General features: G+C 43.6%; 23 protein-coding genes and 4 pseudogenes. 8 read left to right on the top strand and 19 right to left on the bottom strand.

Annotation, left to right across the window (positions count from 1 at the left end; translation table 11 throughout):
- Nucleotides 1-60: 60 nt before the first annotated feature.
- The 5 genes from splB to ABEQ74_RS08690 form a co-directional block, all read right to left on the bottom strand.
- Complete coding sequence (gene splB, locus ABEQ74_RS08710) at nt 61-1,089, bottom strand: spore photoproduct lyase (protein WP_430121495.1); 1,029 nt, start codon at nt 1,087-1,089, stop codon at nt 61-63.
- Nucleotides 1,082-1,330 (bottom strand): transcriptional regulator SplA domain-containing protein, encoded by a 249-nt coding sequence (locus ABEQ74_RS08705; protein ID WP_430121493.1) that lies wholly within the window; start codon nt 1,328-1,330, stop codon nt 1,082-1,084. The genes splB and ABEQ74_RS08705 overlap by 8 nt, the downstream gene beginning before the upstream one ends.
- 99 nt (nt 1,331-1,429) lie before the next feature.
- Nucleotides 1,430-1,837, bottom strand: coding sequence for a DUF7668 domain-containing protein (locus ABEQ74_RS08700; protein ID WP_430121491.1), 408 nt, complete (start codon nt 1,835-1,837; stop codon nt 1,430-1,432).
- Between the two features lie 19 nt (nt 1,838-1,856).
- Nucleotides 1,857-2,717 (bottom strand): DUF4261 domain-containing protein, encoded by an 861-nt coding sequence (locus ABEQ74_RS08695; RefSeq protein WP_430121489.1) that lies wholly within the window; start codon nt 2,715-2,717, stop codon nt 1,857-1,859.
- Nucleotides 2,718-2,768: 51 nt separating this feature from the next.
- Nucleotides 2,769-3,965, bottom strand: a complete 1,197-nt coding sequence (locus ABEQ74_RS08690; RefSeq protein ID WP_430121487.1) for a winged helix-turn-helix domain-containing protein — start codon at nt 3,963-3,965, stop codon at nt 2,769-2,771.
- 289 nt (nt 3,966-4,254) lie between these two features.
- Between ABEQ74_RS08690 and ABEQ74_RS08685 the strand changes: the two genes are divergently transcribed.
- Complete coding sequence (locus ABEQ74_RS08685) at nt 4,255-5,445, top strand: coenzyme F420-0:L-glutamate ligase (RefSeq protein WP_430121485.1); 1,191 nt, start codon at nt 4,255-4,257, stop codon at nt 5,443-5,445.
- Between the two features lie 289 nt (nt 5,446-5,734).
- On the opposite strand, the gene ABEQ74_RS08680 is transcribed toward ABEQ74_RS08685, so the two are convergent.
- The 9 genes and pseudogenes from ABEQ74_RS08680 to ABEQ74_RS08640 form a co-directional block, all read right to left on the bottom strand.
- A complete protein-coding gene (locus tag ABEQ74_RS08680) occupies nt 5,735-6,748 on the bottom strand; it encodes a carbohydrate-binding protein (protein WP_430121483.1) in 1,014 nt (337 codons plus the stop codon).
- Nucleotides 6,749-7,228: 480 nt separating this feature from the next.
- Nucleotides 7,229-7,651, bottom strand: a complete 423-nt coding sequence (locus ABEQ74_RS08675; RefSeq protein ID WP_430121481.1) for a DoxX family protein — start codon at nt 7,649-7,651, stop codon at nt 7,229-7,231.
- Nucleotides 7,652-7,675: 24 nt separating this feature from the next.
- Nucleotides 7,676-8,154, bottom strand: a pseudogene (locus tag ABEQ74_RS08670) (GyrI-like domain-containing protein).
- A gap of 358 nt (nt 8,155-8,512) precedes the next feature.
- The gene (locus tag ABEQ74_RS08665) at nt 8,513-9,016 is read right to left on the bottom strand and encodes a dihydrofolate reductase family protein (protein ID WP_430121479.1); all 504 of its coding nucleotides are present in this window, start codon (nt 9,014-9,016) and stop codon (nt 8,513-8,515) included.
- Nucleotides 8,962-9,087: a hypothetical protein gene (locus ABEQ74_RS08660; RefSeq protein ID WP_430121477.1), complete on the bottom strand. Its 126-nt coding sequence runs from the start codon at nt 9,085-9,087 to the stop codon at nt 8,962-8,964. The genes ABEQ74_RS08665 and ABEQ74_RS08660 overlap by 55 nt, the downstream gene beginning before the upstream one ends.
- Entirely contained in the window at nt 9,084-9,533 is a 450-nt protein-coding gene (locus ABEQ74_RS08655; RefSeq protein ID WP_430121475.1) for an SRPBCC family protein, read from the bottom strand. Before ABEQ74_RS08655 ends, ABEQ74_RS08660 begins: the two co-directional genes overlap by 4 nt.
- Nucleotides 9,530-10,036, bottom strand: coding sequence for a MerR family transcriptional regulator (locus ABEQ74_RS08650; protein ID WP_430121473.1), 507 nt, complete (start codon nt 10,034-10,036; stop codon nt 9,530-9,532). Before ABEQ74_RS08650 ends, ABEQ74_RS08655 begins: the two co-directional genes overlap by 4 nt.
- Nucleotides 10,037-10,505: 469 nt before the next feature.
- On the bottom strand, nt 10,506-11,141 hold the full coding sequence (locus tag ABEQ74_RS08645) for a hypothetical protein (RefSeq protein ID WP_430121471.1): 636 nt from the start codon (nt 11,139-11,141) through the stop codon (nt 10,506-10,508).
- Nucleotides 11,142-11,183: 42 nt separating this feature from the next.
- Complete coding sequence (locus ABEQ74_RS08640) at nt 11,184-11,543, bottom strand: MerR family DNA-binding transcriptional regulator (protein ID WP_430121469.1); 360 nt, start codon at nt 11,541-11,543, stop codon at nt 11,184-11,186.
- A 119-nt stretch (nt 11,544-11,662) separates the two neighbouring features.
- Here ABEQ74_RS08640 and ABEQ74_RS08635 point away from each other — a divergent pair, with 119 nt between their 5' ends.
- The 3 genes and pseudogenes from ABEQ74_RS08635 to ABEQ74_RS08625 form a co-directional block, all read left to right on the top strand.
- Nucleotides 11,663-12,301 (top strand): nitroreductase family protein, encoded by a 639-nt coding sequence (locus ABEQ74_RS08635; RefSeq protein ID WP_430121467.1) that lies wholly within the window; start codon nt 11,663-11,665, stop codon nt 12,299-12,301.
- Nucleotides 12,302-13,151: 850 nt separating this feature from the next.
- Nucleotides 13,152-13,823: a type A chloramphenicol O-acetyltransferase gene (gene catA, locus ABEQ74_RS08630; protein ID WP_430121465.1), complete on the top strand. Its 672-nt coding sequence runs from the start codon at nt 13,152-13,154 to the stop codon at nt 13,821-13,823.
- Between the two features lie 77 nt (nt 13,824-13,900).
- Nucleotides 13,901-14,209 (top strand): annotated as a pseudogene (locus ABEQ74_RS08625) (hypothetical protein); the annotation flags it as partial.
- 220 nt (nt 14,210-14,429) lie between these two features.
- On the opposite strand, the gene ABEQ74_RS08620 reads toward ABEQ74_RS08625, so the two are convergent.
- The 3 genes and pseudogenes from ABEQ74_RS08620 to ABEQ74_RS08610 all read right to left on the bottom strand — a co-directional run bounded on the left by ABEQ74_RS08620 (nt 14,430) and on the right by ABEQ74_RS08610 (nt 16,504).
- Nucleotides 14,430-14,873 carry a GNAT family N-acetyltransferase gene (locus ABEQ74_RS08620; RefSeq protein WP_430121463.1) on the bottom strand — a complete coding sequence of 148 codons (444 nt, stop codon included), beginning with the start codon at nt 14,871-14,873 and terminating at the stop codon, nt 14,430-14,432.
- Between the two features lie 246 nt (nt 14,874-15,119).
- Nucleotides 15,120-15,942 (bottom strand): annotated as a pseudogene (locus ABEQ74_RS08615) (hypothetical protein); the annotation flags it as partial.
- Nucleotide 15,943: 1 nt separating this feature from the next.
- Complete coding sequence (locus ABEQ74_RS08610) at nt 15,944-16,504, bottom strand: TetR/AcrR family transcriptional regulator (protein ID WP_430121461.1); 561 nt, start codon at nt 16,502-16,504, stop codon at nt 15,944-15,946.
- A 149-nt stretch (nt 16,505-16,653) separates the two neighbouring features.
- Between ABEQ74_RS08610 and ABEQ74_RS08605 the strand changes: the two genes are divergently transcribed.
- The 3 genes and pseudogenes from ABEQ74_RS08605 to ABEQ74_RS08595 all read left to right on the top strand — a co-directional run bounded on the left by ABEQ74_RS08605 (nt 16,654) and on the right by ABEQ74_RS08595 (nt 17,880).
- Nucleotides 16,654-17,583 carry a ketopantoate reductase family protein gene (locus tag ABEQ74_RS08605; RefSeq protein WP_430121459.1) on the top strand — a complete coding sequence of 310 codons (930 nt, stop codon included), beginning with the start codon at nt 16,654-16,656 and terminating at the stop codon, nt 17,581-17,583.
- A gap of 21 nt (nt 17,584-17,604) precedes the next feature.
- Nucleotides 17,605-17,715: pseudogene (locus ABEQ74_RS08600) on the top strand (recombinase family protein); the annotation flags it as partial.
- 51 nt (nt 17,716-17,766) lie between these two features.
- The gene (locus ABEQ74_RS08595; protein ID WP_430122143.1) at nt 17,767-17,880 is read left to right on the top strand and encodes a recombinase zinc beta ribbon domain-containing protein; all 114 of its coding nucleotides are present in this window, start codon (nt 17,767-17,769) and stop codon (nt 17,878-17,880) included.
- A gap of 528 nt (nt 17,881-18,408) precedes the next feature.
- On the opposite strand, the gene ABEQ74_RS08590 is transcribed toward ABEQ74_RS08595, so the two are convergent.
- Both ABEQ74_RS08590 and ABEQ74_RS08585 read right to left on the bottom strand, forming a co-directional pair.
- Nucleotides 18,409-18,579: a hypothetical protein gene (locus ABEQ74_RS08590; protein WP_430121457.1), complete on the bottom strand. Its 171-nt coding sequence runs from the start codon at nt 18,577-18,579 to the stop codon at nt 18,409-18,411.
- An 86-nt stretch (nt 18,580-18,665) separates the two neighbouring features.
- On the bottom strand, nt 18,666-18,755 hold the full coding sequence (locus ABEQ74_RS08585) for a hypothetical protein (protein WP_430121455.1): 90 nt from the start codon (nt 18,753-18,755) through the stop codon (nt 18,666-18,668).
- A gap of 19 nt (nt 18,756-18,774) precedes the next feature.
- On the opposite strand from ABEQ74_RS08585, the gene ABEQ74_RS08580 reads away from it, so the two are divergent.
- On the top strand, nt 18,775-18,906 hold the full coding sequence (locus ABEQ74_RS08580) for a hypothetical protein (RefSeq protein ID WP_430121453.1): 132 nt from the start codon (nt 18,775-18,777) through the stop codon (nt 18,904-18,906).
- Nucleotides 18,907-18,908 lie beyond the last annotated feature (2 nt).

Genomic DNA, 18,908 nt, shown 5'->3' with positions numbered 1-18,908 from the left:
ACCCCATCGGGTGCCTCTCTTCTTGGGTGTGTCTTATTCGTTCCTCTCACTACAATCTCATTACGTAAAATATTCAATTTTTGCACTAGGAAAATAAGTGTGAATATACCTGCCTAGCGTATCTTTTATATCCTCCTGCTCTTGATCTGTGTACACGTATTTTCCAATCCCATACCGCCCCCACTTCCACTTCCTCTTCGTTTCATCAAGCTCCAGCTTCGTCATCGGATAGTTCTTCTCAATGACATTCTTGGCTGGTTTAGTAAAGCGATGCTGAATCAGCTCGAAGGTCAAATCTTTAGTGGCAGAATGAGGAAGTGCGGATTCTAATTTCTCGAACATATCCTTATAGCCCTCTTTCCATCCGTCATGCAAATAGATGGGCGCAATAATGAAGCCTAATGGATATCCGGCCTCCCCAACTTTACTGGCAGCTTCGATCCTCTCTGCTTGCCTGGATGTACCCGGTTCGAAATTTTTAATAATATAATCGTCATTCATACTAAATCGAAAGCGAGTCCGCCCATTATGCTTGGCATCCAGTAAATGATCAATATGAGCAAACTTCGTTACGAAGCGTAGTTTCCCCAGCTCAGACTTACCGAAGTACTCAATAGCCTTCTTGAGCGTATGGGTTAAGTGATCAATACCAGCTATATCTGATGTACATGATGCTTCAAACCTTGTAATCTCAGGGGCTCTTTCTTTCATATATTGGTCCGCAGCTTCAAAGATATCGTCAATATTGACATAAGTCCGAATGTACGGCTTACTTCCCATCGTCGTTTGTAAGTAACAATAATGACAATGGCCCATGCACCCTGTAGCAAACGGAATAGCAAACTCTGCCGAAGGCTTTGAAGTATCGAACTTTAGGGTTTTCCTAACCCCGACAACTAAAGTGGACTTGGCTATTCTGTATTTTTGAAAGTCGTTGTCTCCAGGCAGGTTTCGGATTTGGTTATGTGAGGTTGTCTCGCGAATTTCGATGCCCATTTTCTCAAACTTGGATACTAATTCTTGGCCGAGCGGATAATCCATTGCTTTTGGCTCTACATAGACAAGTTGAGGTACAAATGGCTTAACCATAATATGTCTCCATGTCGGATATACCGAATGCCTCACTATAGGCGTGTTCAGCTTCACTCGCCGTCGGGTACACCGCGACCTCATCGTTCAATGGATAATACGTCTCATATATGAACAGCGCAACATTTCCCGGTGAATTCGGATCATTCACTACAGCAGCTTCCTGAACATTCGCGACTCCCTGAACATGCGGGTTACGAATGATTACATACACAATCTGTCCCGGTTGATATTCGTTCATCACTTCATCGACCCCTATCCTTCATGTTTCGGTTAGTGTCACACAAAACAATCTGGAATATGCCGACATATAAGAGTTATTACCTAAAATACGAAGTCATTAAAGTACGGTAATTCCACTCTCAAAAATGACTTTCAAATATTCACCCTCAAAGTGAAACTCAACACTCAAAGTCAGATCATTGGGTTCGCCATCCGTCGTCAGTGCATACTCGTAGGAAATGCCGCTTCCATCGTTAAAGTGGTAGAAAGATTCCTGTTGATAAACACTGCCATCTTTATAAACAGGCCTAAAGGTACACTCCACATCAAACCTATCGATCTGTTCCAACTCATTATCTTCCTTAAAACTCTCGATCACCTCTTCTAATAGCTCAACGTTCCAATCCTGCATATCATCAACTTGCTGAGCAATTTTTTCATACCTTCCATCTGCGATGGAGTCAACAAGCTCTCTTGCGAACGCTCGAATGATGTCTTCCTCTTTTCCTAATACCCGTTTAAGCATACCGTTTGCTCCCCTATCTTTATTCTCGTTCTCCTGCCGCATATTCGCCCGGACAGACGTCCATCACTTCTCTGGAAGGCTGGATCAGTGCCATTTCATATCTGCAAGGCCAATACACGTCCGGCGCCATCTCCCCGTTCAGCAAGCCGGCGATCGTCTCGCCGTCGCTCACTGGCACCTCCGCTTCAAACAAGTAGGCTGCGACATTAAATGCATGTCGTGACACGTCGTTCGGATCCAAGGTATGAAAATGATACTGGACATCCGGAAGTCCAAGCGCATAGAGACCGAGCGAATCGATTAAGCTGTCTTCGGTCCCATGAATGTTAAAATAGCGGATATTCATGCCGAACTGCAAGAACCTCGCGGCTCCTTCATACGGGTTGTCCGTAATTTCAGCCGGATACAGCAGTTTTCCGCTCGATGGAATCCAGATCGCTTTGCAGGTCGGGAACAGGCTTACGGCAGCCTCCAGCCAATCCGCCAATAAAGCGCTGCGTGATTTATAATCCAGTCCTGCCGCCATGAAGTCACTGATCAGCAGCTTATAACGGCATTCCTGCAGAACATCCTCCGCATCCGGCATCGTCCAAAACTGGGTGCGCTCCAGGTCGGTAATCATTTCCGGTTGAAAAGGAGTAACGTCCGCCATCATGACCTGAGCCGGCAGCTCTCCCTCCTGGTAGGCTACTTTATAAGCCTCTACGGCAAACGATGATAATACGTCGTCTGGCGACACGGTATCCGTTTTCCCGCATCGGATTTCTAACGCATTTCGAACAACTTCCGCCTTTGGCCGTTCCACATTCTCCTCGAATAGCAGGTACATTTGAAATAACCGCTGAAACTCACTTTTTTCATCTAAATTTTGTTGAAGCACATTTTCGTTCTCCATTTCTCCTAACCGCTCCGTTTCATATGTTATTTCCCTTTATCCGTTCATAGACTCCGCCGTGATACTCTGGCACCCGTTGAACAAAGCAAACCTCTGGAGACAACGGTTTAAGGCGGTGCGCAATTTCATGGTTTGCAGCACACCCTTCTCGTACCAGATGTTTTTAACAACGAGCGTTCCTGTTTTTCGTTCCACGATGATTTCAGCCCGTCCAATGAAGCTCTCTCCATATAATAAAGGCAGCACATAATAGCCGAATTTCCGTTTGATTGCAGGCGTGTAAATCTCCCAGGTGTAATCGAAGCCAAACAATTCGTTGATCAGCTTTCGGTCCCACATCAGATTGTCCAGCGGGGCAATCAGCTCGCAGCGAAATTCCGGATCCGGATTTTGTAGAACCGCATCCATAAGCGGTAAGTCCTCCGCACGGCAGTACATCGTTTCCTTCAATTGCTCTACGGCAATAGCAGCAATGCGAGCTTCGCCCAACAACTGGTGGAAAACCTCATTGCGCTGCTTCGCCTTCAATCCCCATATGTTTAGCCAGGCATCGGATGCGCGATTCCATAGAAGGCCAACAGCGCCGATCCGGCGCAGTACCCGCCACTTATGATGCTCAAGCTCATCCTCCAGCGGCTCTGATGCATTCAGCAGATTTGGATGTATGTATTTCTTGGCTAAATCGTAGTATTTACGTGTTCCTTTTTTATGATGGATAATCAACTCACCCGTCGAATACATCTGTTCCAGCACCGATCGAGACGAATTGTTTCCACCGCTCCAGTGGATGGCCGATTGCCAAGAGAAATCTCCATCCAATTTTAAATCATCCGAGCTTATTACACCGTGGTTTTGGATATGATTCCGTACTTGCGCTGTCAACGCTTCCATTTCGGGATATCGTTCAGCATGCTCCCGTGCTGCTTGCCTGTATCGCTCAAAATACGGCCAGTCCTCAACAGAGATAATGGCCAGATTCTTGTCGGGATAATCGACAAGGCTTCTATCCTCGTATAGCAACTCGGCGAGCATCCCCTTGGTAAAATCCTTGATTCGCGACTGCAGAACCAATTCGGCGTTTTTTCCACATACATCAATTGGGTCGTATTGAATACAGCTGACCTGCCGAGCAAAATCCAATACACCCTGCTTCCCGCTGAATTTATATTCGCCCAATAGTCCATGCTTCAACAACAGAAATTGCCGTGCCTGGCGGTTTGTTAATTGGATCATGTTTGCAAGGCTCCTCTTTCATTCACATTTCCATTCATCATACAAATTATTTGAGCAAAAGAAAAGAAGAAATACAAACACTAGTTCTTGTATTAGGAATGCGTACATTTGTAAATGTTGATTCTACGGTATAAGTCCCAATTTCCCCATCATATAACCTGTACTAATATCAGATATAACAAATATTAATTTTACTTATATCACTTTATAAAGGTATAGTAAACTTATGGTGTTTGAACTTTTAATAGGTAATTTTATATAAATCTACTCGATTAGAGGAGCGATTATTTTGACAAGAGCAGTTGGTACAGTAGTACGCGGGCTTCGCGGTCCAATTATCAACCAAGGAGATCATATCGAACAAATCGTTGTTGATACGGTATTAAATGCAGCCAAAAGTGAAGGGTTTTCGATTGAGGATCGTGACATTGTAACCATAACAGAATCCATTGTCGCTCGTGCACAAGGAAACTATGCGTCCATTGACGATATAGCAACAGATATAAAGGCAAAATTCGGTGACGAAACAGTTGGTGTCATTTTCCCAATTCTTAGCCGTAATCGGTTTGCAAACTGCTTACGAGGAATTGCCAAAGGGGCAAAGCGTATCGTCTTAATGCTTAGCTATCCATCTGATGAAGTGGGGAATCACCTTGTAGACATCGACGAACTAGATGTTAAAGGCATAAATCCATGGACGGATGTATTATCAGAAGCTCAGTTCCGTGAACATTTCGGTTATAAAGAGCATCCATTTACAGGTGTGGACTACATCGAATACTATAAATCTCTGATCCAGGCTGAGGGTGTAACTTGCGAGGTTATTTTCTCAAATAATCCAAAAACCATTTTAGACTATACCAAGTCTGTATTAACTTGTGATATTCACTCACGTTTCAGAACCAAACGCATTTTAACAAATAGCGGTGCTGAAACAGTATATGGACTTGATGATATTCTTTCAGAATCAATCAATGGCAGCGGCTTTAATGAAGCTTACGGTCTACTTGGATCAAACAAAGCAACGGAAGACAGTGTGAAGTTATTTCCGAACAACTGTCAACCCATCGTTGACGGGATTCAGGCAAAAATCAAAGAAGCAACAGGTAAGATTGTTGAAGTTATGGTTTATGGCGATGGGGCATTCAAAGATCCAGTCGGTAAAATTTGGGAGCTTGCAGACCCGGTAGTATCACCTGCTTACACTCAAGGTCTTAACGGCACTCCAAACGAGGTAAAATTAAAATACTTGGCAGATAACAACTTCTCTCATCTTCGTGGAGAAGAGTTAACACAAGCAATTTCTGAATACATCCAGAATAAAAACGAAGACCTGGTTGGTGCGATGGAAGCACAAGGTACTACACCTCGCAGATTAACAGATCTCATCGGATCATTATCTGATTTGACGTCCGGTAGCGGGGACAAAGGAACACCAATGGTCTATATCCAAGGTTACTTCGATAACTATACAAAATAAGATTAACATGAATAGGATGTCTCCTAAATCGAGACATCCTTTTTTGTCATTTACTTATAATAAGCTCATCGTAACATCTATAGAGCGAAATCAAGAGAATTGCCAAAGACCTGCTACAGGGTGTTGTATCTCGGTCGCCCCTATGAGAGAGAAAATATATAGTGATCCAAAACCACAAGGATAATCGTAATCTTGCTGAACCAACGTTTCAGGGTAACCATCTTCATCTATTGAAACCAAAAAGACGCTGATCCGCTCAGCGTCTTTCCAGAGAACTTCCCTATTCGACTTAATTCTTACCTCCATAGCCCTTATATGTTGCGTAAACTGCATCTGCATATTGATCTGCCAGAATAGGGCGGCCATAAGAATCTGTAGCTCCCGGATACCAGTTATCTCCTCCGTTATAGTGTAATAAGCCGTTATATATGTTGCCGAATTTAACAATCTTTTCATTTAAAATCAACGCGCCTAAATATACCTGATCTTGTTCACTGTTATGATTATAGGTATGGCCAAATTTTGAGTTGAATTGAGATAAATAAGCATTACGTGTGTTTGGTTCTACCTGCATCAATCCGTCGCCGGCCGATGGACTACCTGGTAAACCTGCTCCAAAACTGCTTTCCTTTTTGATAACCGCACTTAGCAATAAAGCAAAATCCCCGCCTTTGCCGTAGGCATTGTCCGCATTCATGACATAGGTCCATATATGACTCGGCACCTCGCCAGGCTTTGTTACGCCAGGAGATGGTGAGCCCGTATAAATCTTAACCGATGACATTTTATCGTTGACCGCATTGCCGACCCAGGAGGAATCCGAGGTATAGGTCCACTTTGTTCCTCCAAAATTATCGTTCTCATATACTTCAACCGTCCAACCGCTAGGAACCTTAAGAGAGGACATCCAGTCATTCGGAATTCCAGCTGCGTTCAACTGGGACAATGTATAATTACCTACTCCGAGTGTTACTGCTTTTCCACCATAGTTTATATCTGCATAGAATGTCGCTCCGTTTGTTGCTGGTGGCGTGGTTGGAGGTGTAGTTCCACCGCCACCGCCTTTCTGCCATAAAGCAGGAACATTGGACGGTTCCCAGCCTTCAAGGGAAGTATGTGCCTGAAGACAGGTATAAGTGCTTCCGCTATACGTTACCGTATCATTTACTGCATATGCAGTATTAGGAGTCCATGCTCCTCTAGCGGCTGCACTTGCCGGCAAGGCCGCGTAAAATGTGGATATGATAAATGCAAAGACCACCATAAGTGATAGGGTTTTAAAAGAAAACTTTTTAATAATCATCTTAAAACCTCCATATATTTTATTTATCTGCGGCTTATCCTGAGACGAGCCATACTTAAAGTGAAGCTTAAACAGGATCTTGTAGTGATATCTTTATTGCTGCAATCAGATTTTCTGTTGAGCATTCATGGTATTATATTCCCCCTTTATTTTAATTTGTTCAAAAAGATTCTAGTACTCTAAAGCGTAGTTATCTGTTATACCCGGATATAAATTAATACTAACTTATTCAACAGATTATTGTTTATTCCCCTTATAAAAGATCCACTCTATCAAATCACTGAAGATACGGTTGCAATTATACGATTCAAATAAATCGTCCCACAATTTCATCCATATTTGGATATTTCATCAACCTCATTCATCAGAAAACTCTTGTCTCCGAGGGTCATCGTTCCCTACTGAAAATATCAGTTGAAATGGGATGCTCAATCAACGATATAGAGCATTTGCATCTCGCCTCTAATCTCTTTATGTCCATTAGAGTCTGCGGCTTTTCGGGCGCAACGCCCAGGAAGCGATGCCCAGCGCAGCATAGACAAGCGGAAGAATGATATGGAATCCGTAATCGCCGTAATCATTAGCAAACGCATGAGATAAAGCCGCACCCGTCATGAGAAAAAAGATACCGCTATAGGCCCATTCCTTAAGCCGGGGCAAACCTGGCATTATAATCGCAATGACTCCAAGCAACTTCCAAGCTCCAAGAATGTTCGTGACATATAACGGGAAACCAATATCGGTCACTAAATCGACATTTCCCCCATATCGCATCAGCTGCCCGATTCCGCTTAATGCCATTGAGAATGCGAGTATAATGGTAACGGTCCAATAAGCGGCCTTCCGTCCAATAGAGAGGGATTCTACCTTCGTGTTTTTTTCATGAGCAATGGTCGCACTCATTTTCATTCCTCCTCTGAATCTAATTTATTTTTTAACAACCGGAATCCACATTTCCCCATATACGAAGCCGTCTCGCTGCCCCATCTTAACCGTTGCATTTGGCCCGCCGACATAGGCGAAATTTTCGGCTTCCGGCAAGACTTGACTAAAGGCAATGCCGGTAAGCATACTACTCAACTTATCAGCCGTCTTCCCTTCTCCTTTAATGACGAGGTATGGCCCTTTAGGAAATTGGATCAACCTGTGTTCTTCCGTTACCGATGCTTCTTCATGACGCCTGCATAGTACATCCTCTTGTGATTTACTGCTTCGTTTATTGCAAAAATGTAGTCGTTCGCAGCTATAGCCTTTATAGCATCAAGCCTTCCATCCTGCTCCACTTCCCGCCAAAAGCTTTCCTTCTCTCTGTTCATGCCGGCATAATCCTTGTAATCACTCTTCAACTCCGTTCCAATACCTAGCACGATAAAACTGTCTTTTTCTTCAAGGGTATAAGCTGCCATCATAAACACTCCTTTTTTGATTTGGTCAAATGCCTTTTCCTATTTGATGTGTTTATCATAATCACTAATCATGTCAAATTATGATACTGTTTTAGAAAACAATTCCATCACAAAAAAATCCCCCTAGAATCCATCTCTAGGGGGATAACCATATACAGTATCTGTGTCCGCTATCCGAACAGTTCTCTCGCCTATTTTAATACATAATTTTCCATCAATGCTTATGGTACGGTTCACCGCGCTGTCTGTAACGGCAAGTTTTAGGGCCATCCTTGCGGATGGCCCTTTCTTTCGGGAGGTCTGTTTGCCTATTATGACTCACCTTATCGCGAGAGGCCGTTCAGATTGTGCGATGCAGCTACTTTACCAACTCGTAACGGGTCGCGATAACGCCTGCCGTGAGCGTTCGGTTGGAGAGCAATTTGAGCCTGGTTTTCTCAACGCCGCAGTCAAAAACCGATTTTCCGCCGCCCAAGATGACCGGACAAATCGTCAGAAGGAATTCGTCGATCAGGCCGAGCTGAAACAGCGTCTTCGCCGCACCCGGGCTGCCAAAGATGACCAGATTCTTGCCTGGCTGTTCCTTGAGTACCTTGATTTCCTCTGCGATATTGTCCTTGATCAGCATTGTATTATTCCATTCCGCCTTGTCCATCGTGCCGGAAATGACGATTTTCTTTACATCCTGCAGCCAATTGGCATGATCCATATCATGCTTCGACGCATTCGGATTGTCCAGCATCGTGGGCCAGTAGCTCTCCATTAACTGATACGTTGTGCGTCCGTAAACGGGAGAGCCGACTTCGGCTACGACCTCCTCGGCATATTTCTCCATTTCCTCGTTGTACGGAATCCAATCCAATCCAATCCTCCGTTCGAATCCGTCGCATACCCGTCAAGCGAGACATGCATGAACAATACGAGTTTTCTCATATCCGCTCCTCCTCCAAGAGTGCTTTGCCAAGTGCATTAAGCATTTCATTCGTTCCGTGCTCCCGTACTTCCGGTGTATCATACCCATCGAAAAAGGCCCCTTGCTCGGTGAAAATCAGCTTTGTACCTCCGTCGGTCGGGATGAGCTCGATCGTTGTGATGGAAACAGAAATTCGTATGTCGTCGGAATCTAAGGTATAGCTATAAACAATACGTTGCTCTGGCACAATCTCTTGATAGAAGACGTCGAAAGTGAAGACCGGTCCCTCCGGCGGGCCTCCTCTGCTGTATTCGCGCCCTCCGACACGGAATTCAAAAATATCGGGCTTGGAAAACCATTTTGATTTGGCAATGGGATCCGCCCAAGCCTGGTATACCTTATGAGGCGAAGCCGGATAGGTCCGCTCGACGACAAAAGTAGCGTGTTTGACGAAACGTTCGGTCATGAGTTGTCCTCCTTTAATTTCGTTTCTTCATTTACCTCGGTAAGAAAATGGCCCAAAACATCTAAATGCCGTTCCCAGCTCATCTGTCGCGCGATGACTAGCTTCTCGTCGTTCTTTTTCATCGCTTGCAGGAGCTGAGTAAAGTCTTCAACCGTAATTGGCGCTGTTCCTTGCATCAACTTAGATACATGTTGGAGTTGTTCAAGGAGCTTTTGCTGAAGCTTGATTCGCTCCTTGAGCTTGGCCATTTGCAGATTGACGATCTCAAGCGGACTGATCTGCTCGCCGGCTAGAACTGACTTGATTTCATCAAGGGATAAGCCAAGTTCCTTTAGCGACAGAAGCTGCTGTAGGCGCACTAGGTCGGATTCATCGTATAGCCTGTGACCGGACTCCGTCTGACCGGACGGTGAAAACAATTCGATTTGATCGTAAAATCGCAGAGTCCGTACGGTCAATCCCGTCAGTTTGGCGATGTCTCCTACCTTCCAGTATCGTTTCATAACAACTCCTTCATTTGTTGTCTACCGGTATTTTCAATATAAAAGATGACGTAACGTAAGGTGCAAGCAAAATTTTAAGTTACATGAAGTTCCACGGCAAAAGTTAACCTCCTGTCCATTCCGTGAACAGGAGGCCATGTTGTTGGCGGAGCGAAAGACGGTTTGCCATTGCTGCACTTCCGGATCTTTACCTAGTTATATTACCAATATATCACATGGTGATATATTTATAGAACAACTCATTGAAAACTTGCCGTTATTTATGATACGGCTCAACTTAACGGGCCTATCGGCGAAAAATACGAAAGGAGCTGCCGCGGCGCATGATTTCCAACCTCTTACCCGATCCAACGACTATGATTCAAACTTACATAAAATGCATATACTCGGCGGCTTGGAAGTAGGTAAGTTTAACTATCACTCCCGTTAGCGGAATGAACTAGCATATACGGCTGGCACAACCAGCCCTTCATTTAATTAACCTTATTGACTCCAACTCCCGATAAACTTCCTCTACAGCACAGTCGGGGTTTAGCATTTGAATCATCTCTATAGTAACAGGGACACCTTCGTAAACTTTTTCAACAACTTTTACTGGCAGGGCCAATTCATAATAATCTTTCGCAAATTGCACGAACTCTTCGGGTGTCCGGTAAATCGCACCTATTAGAAAAGCAGACCCATCGTCTGCTCCTTTTGGCATTTTAACCTTTCCCTTCTGCCAGCTCGAATCACTATTTTTACGCCATATACAAAAAGTCACATCTTCTTTTTCAATTCCTTCATGCTCCAGATGAGATAATAATTCGCTTGGAACGTTATCATAGATGCCTGGCCATACTCTATGTTCGTCTTGTGCATACGGGCTTAATTGGGATTCATGATCAAAACCCTTGATGATGGAGCCTTCAACGGAAAACAACATGATAAGATGATCCCCTGCCCCATTATCTATTTTTGCCATACAAACTCCTTCATCCCATTCTTGAACAAAGCTATGATAACGAAGCCATTCCGTCTCACAAAGAATCGTATTCAGAGCTGCTTGAACGATCATTAGCTTTTTTAAGCTTTCCGGTTCTGGCAAGTGTTCTAACGCATTCATAATCCTACACCTCGTCTTTTTAATTTAGCCAGCAAACTTAGCTTAACATTTGGTTTGGAAATTCACTTTTCCTTCCAAGATGGCCTTCAGGAATTTTTTCGACTTTCTCAACTGCTTCTGAATATCTTCAATTTCTTTAATTTTCTGCTCCACTATCTTCTTTTTTTCCTCATAGGTTAAATGAAGTTGTTGATTGACCAGCAAACTTAGCTCTTCAATAGAGAATTCTACGAACAAAAGTGCCTTCACATCATTTAGATATTCAACAACCTCTTCAGAGTAAATCCGATAATTATTCGCATCTCTTTGAACAAATACGTCCGGAATGAGATTTTTGCGTTCATAGAATCTCAAGGTGGATATTGGCAGACCCGTTAATTTTGAAACGTCATTTATTTTCATCATGAGACCTCATTTTATTTGTTGCTATAAACCTAAGTTCATAGTTCATAATAAAAAACAGGATAACGAATGACATAAGCCATGTCAAAAATATTAAGGTTATCTAAAGGAGAGATTCTATGTTCAACTCTATCCAAAATAACGATTTCACCCGTATCGTCAAGGGACGACGTTCCGTTCGTCATTATGATGAGAACTTTAAAATATCGAAAGAAGAGATTCACGAGATAATCTCGGAAGCCAGCTTGGCTCCGTCCTCAGCCAATCTGCAGCCTTGGCGCGTAGTCGTGGTCGACACGCCGGAAGGAAAAGAAAAGCTAAGGCCACTTGTGCGGTTCAATACGTTACAAAACGACACTTCATCGGCCATGCTGTTAATTTTCGGGGATACCCAAAGCTACTTAAATGCTGAAGAAATCTATAATACAGCAGTGGAACAAGGGAAAATGCCGGCTGAAGTGCGAGACAGCCAACTCAAAACCATCCTATCGATGTACCCGACTCTCCCTCAAGAAATAAAAGTTGAAGTTGCAAAAATCGATAGCAGCCTGTTTGCCATGCAGTTCATGCTGGTAGCTCGTGCGCATGGGTATGATACGAACCCAATGGCAGGCTTTGAAGTCCATCAGGTAGCCAAAGCATTTGATTTGGATGAAGAACGCTATGCTCCGGTGATGATGATCTCTATAGGAAAAGCCAAGGAAGGCGGGTATGAATCCGTTCGATTAAGCTCGGACAAGATTACATTTTGGAGATAATCTCCAAACATAATTATTCTGACTCCTCCCTTATACGAGGCTAAAACTCCCCTCCGGTGATTCATGCGATCGGCAGGTGTCCAAAGGGGAATATGGGATTTAGGGATAACGCGAGGTTGTGAAGACCTTAATCATTAATGAATCCAGAAAAGCCAGAACTGCCAGCAACCAGAGAAGGTGTTGGTGGTTCTGGCTTACCGACATTTCGCTTGTCCGCTGTCTAACCTGATTCTCTGGAAGCTGAAAAAGATGTTCGAGCGGGACGAAGTTACCACTGAACTCCCCGTCGTCCCATATTGATTTGTGTTCTTTTTTTAATAATAAACAACTTCACTGACATGTACCGTCAGTGAAGTTCAATTGGTTCCGATATCGTAATGTTATGCGATTCCCCGATGCCAGCAAGTTATCCCATTTCGCCATCGGAATCACCTTCTTTCCTCACGAATATAAGTGCCCCCCAAAAATTGAATAGCAACTTACTGAGACTAGTAAGCACTTTTAGTGTAATTTCGCCGTCACTTATGGTAGGGCTCTCCGTAACATCTATAGAGCGAAATCAAGAGAATTGCCAAAGACCTGCTACAGGGTGGTGTTGTATCTCGGTCGCCCCTATGAGAGAGAAAATATATAGTGATCCAAAACCACAACCATAATCGTAATCATCTTGGTATTGAGCTGGTACTTTTCTATTTCAACTTAGCCTGTTTCCATCCATCGAATGTAACTATATACTTAGGTTATGGGCATGGAAGTAGCCCTAAAGCGAGAAAGGGAATGGTTATATGAACCGAGCAATCGAGTCAGCCTCCCAAAAGAATGCAATTTACTATTTTAGGAGGTTATCCAATTGAACTTTACAGTAATCGATATGAACACATGGGAACGACGTGCGTACTTCGAGCATTATATGAATGTGACCAGATGTACCTTCAGCATGACAGCCAACCTGAACATCACAAAAATGCTCCCAGTCCTTCGGGCAAAAGGGTTCAAGCTATATCCTGCGTTTCTTTATATGGTTACAAAAACGGTGAATGCGCACCGCGAATTCCGGGTTTGTTTCAATGAAGCAGGGGAGTTGGGGTATTGGGAAAAGATGCTGCCCAGCTTTACCTTTTTTCATAAAGATGACAACACGTTTTCTGGCCTGTGGACCGATTTTTCGAACGACTTCGGTGTGTTTCATCAAAACTATCTGGATGATATGAGTAAGTATGGCGAAGTGAAGGGCTTATTTGTAAAAGGAAATGAGCCGCCGAATACGATCAATGTTTCAAGTATTCCCTGGGTTAGCTTTACCGGGTTCAACCTGAATGTTTATACGGATGGACGGTATTTGCTACCGATTACGACGTGCGGCAAATATTTTGAACAAGCTGGCGAAATTTTGCTACCCGTTTCTTTGCAGGTCCATCATGCAGTTTGCGACGGATACCATGCCAGTATTTTTATAAATGAATTGCAGGAGATGGCTAATCATTGCGAACAATGGCTGCTTCCTGATCCTGCTGCTTCGTAAGACGAATGACTACCATTCCAGCTATGTAAAGAGGGGCCCCTCTTTTTATTGTACCTCCCCCCAACAATCTTACTTTCCCCCCGCTCCCCAATCCCACTGTCGTAATACTTTCGCCCTGTGCCCAGCTGTATCTGAACGCCATTTATCACTATATCACCCTTGAGCTGCCCGAGCACGAAGCCATCAAGAGACTCCCGTTGCTGGATCAAGTAGATCTGAAAATCATCGATTTGGGAAGCCAAGAAGATTTCGATCAAACGATCCGCAATCTCATTGCGGCAAACATGAAGTTCTGCAAATTCAAGCGTGCCGAACGGCGCTTGCTTCTGGGACTGCTGAGACGGTGCGGCAATATCGTAGAAGATATGCTGCGCTATAAGCATCGCTGAGTACATCTTGGAGAAATTTTATACCCCGCCGAATACAAATACCGGTATGCTCATTGCCAAACCCTTTTATCTTAACTCAATCAACTACTAAATTGGAAAACATTGTAGCATTCACCCAGACAAAGTCCCCATCATTAAACTTCTGTGTGCTGTCAAAAAAAGATATTCAATAGTTATTTAAAAGGCTGTCGATTTCTCGACAGCCTGGACAGAAGAATTACTTCTGCTGTTCATTGTATTTCAAATGTAAAATGGGGTAAGGGCGGCCTGATCCATCCGTCAAATCTTCACCGGTTATTCCGAAACCGCTTTTTAAGTAAAACCTTGTCGCATTCTCATTTTGTTTATTCACATCAACGGACGTGATCCCAAAACCATTGATGCATATTTGCATAATTTGTTTCCCATACCCTTTGCCAATTTTATCGGGATCGAGAAATAGTGCTTCCAAGTGATTTTCATTGATGGCGGTAAAACCAATGATAGAGTCTTCGGTATACCAGAGACGTACATCAAGATGAGGAAAATACATGGGTAATTCTTTTTTGATTTCCTCTTTATCCTTGAAACTCAAAAAATGATGAGTGGCCATTACCGATCTTTCCCAAAGATTTATTATCATAACATAGTCATTAACAGTTGCTTTTCTGTTTTGTATCATTTCGTTCTGCTCCTTTTTCTTTTTAATTTATCACGCTCCTTTCATCACTTTTTTGTAGATGGTGATCGTATATCTCCAATTGATATATGACTTCATGCTTACCACTCTTTTCGGAATTATATTAATCGATTTGCAATCAAACATATTTCACTTTAATATTTATCCTATCATATTTAGTTGATGCCATTCAGTATCTGTTCCTCTCTTGTACGGCAGGTTCACATTACCTCTTTTTTACTTTTTTCCCAAATTATTTATCAAAAACTTCGTTATCCAGCTTGGCCAGATGTTTAGGCCAGGACGAGAACGGGCGTCCGAACTCTCTAGATCCGGCATGAAGCGCAGCTCCAAATCCGTTAACCGGCTATGCCGAGCCAACAAGTCCATATCGCAGAAGTTCCCCCGCAAATGTAGTGAGTTTAGGTTTGGGAAGCGGCTCAGAAATGCTAGCGAGATGGGCTGCCCAGCGGTGCATTATGTAGGGCAAGGCTCGTCACTTGGTGCAGCTCACCCAGGTCGGCATCAAGAATGGGGTGTCATTCTTGCGTCTACCGGTACGCGGCGCCAGTGTCAGAGAAGATGGCATATCGCCTGTGCCCGAGAAACGTGATAAATTGCCGGACACGCCCAGAAGGAAACATAGCTTCGGAAGCTTCAGGGTTAGTCGCCCGCCAGACGAATTCATCTCGATATGCAAGCTATTCAAATTGGAGCGGCTGGCATCCACCACAGTGTCAGCAGACAGGACTGGAGCCCACGTCATCTCTTCAATGGGACGCTTCTGCGCCCAATCGAAGAAGCCTGCGTCACTTCCCGTATAATGCAGATATCGCGACCAGGGTGAACCCGCCGGCGTAGAAAGGGCATCGAATACGGTCCAATCGATTTTCGCATCAGGCGCAACATGAAGGTCAGCCTTCTTCCTCAGCTGCGACGGCCCAACCGATAGACTGCCTACACCGTTTTGTCTAACAAGTGTGTGACTGCCCGGACCTGTCAGGTCGATGGGATAACAACCATCTTCTCTGATCGAACCAACGGGAGGACGAGCTTGGTTATCTTTTGACATTTTACTCTTTCGTAACCGTGTGAAACGGCGTTATCCCATTTGCGAATAGGCTATCTATCAGCTTGACCAATTCTTCCGACGATAAATCTTTGCCGTTGCGTATCCAAAGGCGAAACAAAGATAGCAATGTTGATATATAAAACTCAATCAGGTATGGAGATAAGATATCATTTGTTGGAAGATTCACAATTAATCGCTCAAAGGGAATTTCTCTTTTCAGGCGTTCAACAAAATGAACAGAACCATAGTCACCCAGAAGGGCTTTTAGGACAGAAATATCTTCTGTACTTTCCAAGCATTGAAGCGCATCTTGGAAAGTATGCGTTGAAAGCTCCCTGTTTGCCATTTCCTCGTTAATGGATTTCAAAACCTTCTCTTCAACATAGTCCAACAACTCATAAATATCTGTAAAGTATTGATAAAATGTACTGCGGTTATATCCTGACTTGTTGGCAATCTCTTGAATGGATATTTTTTCAATTGGCTTTTGGCTATATAAATCACAGAACACATTTATAAAGGTCTGCCTGGTTTTGTCCGTAATTTCAGGTTGCTTGTTCATGCTTCGTCTCCATTTCCGGTTCAATAGATGATCCGACAGATATTGAAAATCTGATGGTTGATGACCGTATAGTGAATCCATACAATATTATTATACAACACGTTGTTTGATCATCAATAAGGAATATCAACTCTTTGGGGGAGTCTAACATGAAAATTTTATTCTTTGGTAGAGGTGTAATATCGACCCAATATGCGTGGGCTTTCGAACAGGCAGGTCATACAGTTGAGTTTTATGTTAGAAAGGGGAGGAAAGAAACCTTCGGAAGCAGTATCGAGCTTGAAATGTGGGACGCACGAAAAGGGAAAAAGCTAATAAAAGAAAGCTGGAACGTCAAACTGCATGAGGAGATCCTTCCAAATTATGATCTCATTATTGTGAGCGTCAACACGGAACAACTCCCAGAAGTAGCACAATTCCTATCAACTGCCGCAGGAAATACCCCTATCCTCATATTCAATAACATTTGGCAAGACCTAAAGTCATCGATCGCACCATTGTCTATGAACAATGTTGTCTTTGGCTTCCCCGGAGCAGGAGGCGGCATAGCGGACAATAAGCTTAGAGGCGGCTTTTTGAAAATGGTATTTCTAGAAAAACCACGGACAGGCACTGAACCTATTAACCAATTGGTCAAGGAATGTTTTGAAAGTGTCCATTTTAAAATTAGCTGGGTAAAGGATATGCAAAACTGGCTATGGAATCACTTTGCCATGAATGCAGCGATGGAAGCCGAGGTGTTAAAACGGGGAAGTTTTCCAGCGCTCATGAACCATAGTGACTCATTTTCCAATCTTGGGTTGAATATAAGGGAAATGATTCCTGTACTTAAAGCAAGAGGTGCAAAGCTTGATACCATTTCTCTCCTGCTGACTAAAATTCCACCGGGACTTCTCGGCACACTTTTTAACAAGGTTATTTTTGCAAAAGGCAGCTTACCGCGGCTTTTTGTGGAATACAACAATAGTAAAGCAGGTTTTGCGGTACTTGAAGTTGTGAGAGAAGCAAAACAGGCAGGCATACCTTTGCCACGTCTTACGATGGCATTTGAAAATACTGAATATGCAAAAGAAATATAAAGAAGCCTTCGATATAACCGCTATGAGAACTGGAGCAACAAGCGAAGACGAGGCAAAAGTGATGAGCCGATTATATCCGATGGAGAACATGAAGCCATTATCCATGATACATTATGGGAGAGAGTCCAGTTCCTTCTCCAGAAGAAGTCGTTCACGCCATCTCGCTTCTTTGACGGTGAGTTCCTGCTGTCCGGGCTGATCCGCTGTCCGAGGTGTGGCGCAGCGATGGTTGCTAGTCGTACCCGGAGCAAGAAGACGAAGACGGGAGAAAATAGAAATCGCTATCTGAAATCATAAAAACGCATTCAAAACTGCTCACCTTAACGATTGTGGGGTGGGCAGTTCTTTTTATGGGGACAGCGCATAGAAAGCAATTCATCAATCACACTGCCTGTATGACGCATGTGCTGTTAAAGTGAGGGAACCTTAAATTTTCGGTCTATGGTAGATGGTGTATGAAGAAATAATAGATTCCCCCGCACCGTTTGTATGGCTCACGTGCTGTTAAAGTGCTAAACCTTAATTCTAAAGGTTTGTAGTGGATGGGTGTATTTTATCGGCAGTGATCGAGCTTATGGAAACGGTGACGCGGGAGTATTAAGAATCCAACGGCTTAGGTGAAGCCTACGCGCAACAAGTAGCAAGGGAGGCAATGGAAGATCGTGTGTAATGAAAAGGAGAACGCCTGTAATGGACGTTCTCCACTTTGTAGGCTTATTTTGGCTGGGTGGGGCGTGTGTGGGGCTATTCAGGGAAGCCGCTGAAAACGGATATCTGGATAGCCCCACGATCATTAGCTCGATGTAGATATGTTGTAAAAATCTGCTATTTAGAGCGTTTAAGTTTCTTCGTTTTTATTACATATTGGCCACTCTCTAAGATGTCTTCAATGTAATCAATCTCCCTAAATCCAGCGGCAGTATCATTTATTAAAATTGTTGCTTTCTCTGGATGTTCTATTGTCTTAAGTATTTCAATCAATTCTGCTACAGTCATTATTATTTCACTCCTATATCATCGCCTTATTATAAATCGCATTTAATACAACTATCGAAATCAGACATCAATCATAGGGGTGACCCTTACCTTGCCCTCAAAATGCACGACACCTTCATCCCCCGATATAATCTGCCCCAGCAGAGCACATGCATCAATTGGTGCGGATAGGTCATGCGGCCGAAGGTGAGCTTCTTGTCGGCGCGGGGTAGAACGGCGGGCGATTCCCAAATTGGTCGTAAAGAGGATCAGCTGGACGACAGAAAACGCGTCAACAACGTCGAGTTCGCCTTCAACTTCAACGAGGAGACCGAGAAGCATTTTTAAGC

The organism is Paenibacillus solani (genome assembly GCF_050475945.1).
GTDB classification, from domain to species: domain Bacteria; phylum Bacillota; class Bacilli; order Paenibacillales; family Paenibacillaceae; genus Paenibacillus_AQ; species Paenibacillus_AQ solani_A.
This window is presented reverse-complemented; position numbering and strand designations above follow the sequence as displayed.

Excerpts from the sequence above, each read along its gene's own strand:
- ABEQ74_RS08655 (WP_430121475.1), bottom strand. The coding sequence starts at position 9,533 with ATGACCGAACGTTTCGTCAAACACGCTACTTTTGTCGTCGAGCGGACC.
- ABEQ74_RS08690 (WP_430121487.1), bottom strand. The coding sequence starts at position 3,965 with ATGATCCAATTAACAAACCGCCAGGCACGGCAATTTCTGTTGTTGAAG.
- ABEQ74_RS08590 (WP_430121457.1), bottom strand. The coding sequence starts at position 18,579 with ATGACTGTAGCAGAATTGATTGAAATACTTAAGACAATAGAACATCCA.
- ABEQ74_RS08650 (WP_430121473.1), bottom strand. The coding sequence starts at position 10,036 with ATGAAACGATACTGGAAGGTAGGAGACATCGCCAAACTGACGGGATTG.
- ABEQ74_RS08675 (WP_430121481.1), bottom strand. The coding sequence starts at position 7,651 with ATGAGTGCGACCATTGCTCATGAAAAAAACACGAAGGTAGAATCCCTC.
- ABEQ74_RS08705 (WP_430121493.1), bottom strand. The coding sequence starts at position 1,330 with ATGAACGAATATCAACCGGGACAGATTGTGTATGTAATCATTCGTAAC.
- ABEQ74_RS08585 (WP_430121455.1), bottom strand. The coding sequence starts at position 18,755 with ATGACCTATCCGCACCAATTGATGCATGTGCTCTGCTGGGGCAGATTA.
- ABEQ74_RS08645 (WP_430121471.1), bottom strand. The coding sequence starts at position 11,141 with ATGAATGCGTTAGAACACTTGCCAGAACCGGAAAGCTTAAAAAAGCTA.
- ABEQ74_RS08640 (WP_430121469.1), bottom strand. The coding sequence starts at position 11,543 with ATGAAAATAAATGACGTTTCAAAATTAACGGGTCTGCCAATATCCACC.
- ABEQ74_RS08680 (WP_430121483.1), bottom strand. The coding sequence starts at position 6,748 with ATGATTATTAAAAAGTTTTCTTTTAAAACCCTATCACTTATGGTGGTC.
- ABEQ74_RS08700 (WP_430121491.1), bottom strand. The coding sequence starts at position 1,837 with ATGCTTAAACGGGTATTAGGAAAAGAGGAAGACATCATTCGAGCGTTC.
- ABEQ74_RS08620 (WP_430121463.1), bottom strand. The coding sequence starts at position 14,873 with ATGATACAAAACAGAAAAGCAACTGTTAATGACTATGTTATGATAATA.
- ABEQ74_RS08610 (WP_430121461.1), bottom strand. The coding sequence starts at position 16,504 with ATGAACAAGCAACCTGAAATTACGGACAAAACCAGGCAGACCTTTATA.
- ABEQ74_RS08660 (WP_430121477.1), bottom strand. The coding sequence starts at position 9,087 with ATGAGAAAACTCGTATTGTTCATGCATGTCTCGCTTGACGGGTATGCG.
- ABEQ74_RS08635 (WP_430121467.1), top strand. The coding sequence starts at position 11,663 with ATGTTCAACTCTATCCAAAATAACGATTTCACCCGTATCGTCAAGGGA.
- ABEQ74_RS08605 (WP_430121459.1), top strand. The coding sequence starts at position 16,654 with ATGAAAATTTTATTCTTTGGTAGAGGTGTAATATCGACCCAATATGCG.
- splB (WP_430121495.1), bottom strand. The coding sequence starts at position 1,089 with ATGGTTAAGCCATTTGTACCTCAACTTGTCTATGTAGAGCCAAAAGCA.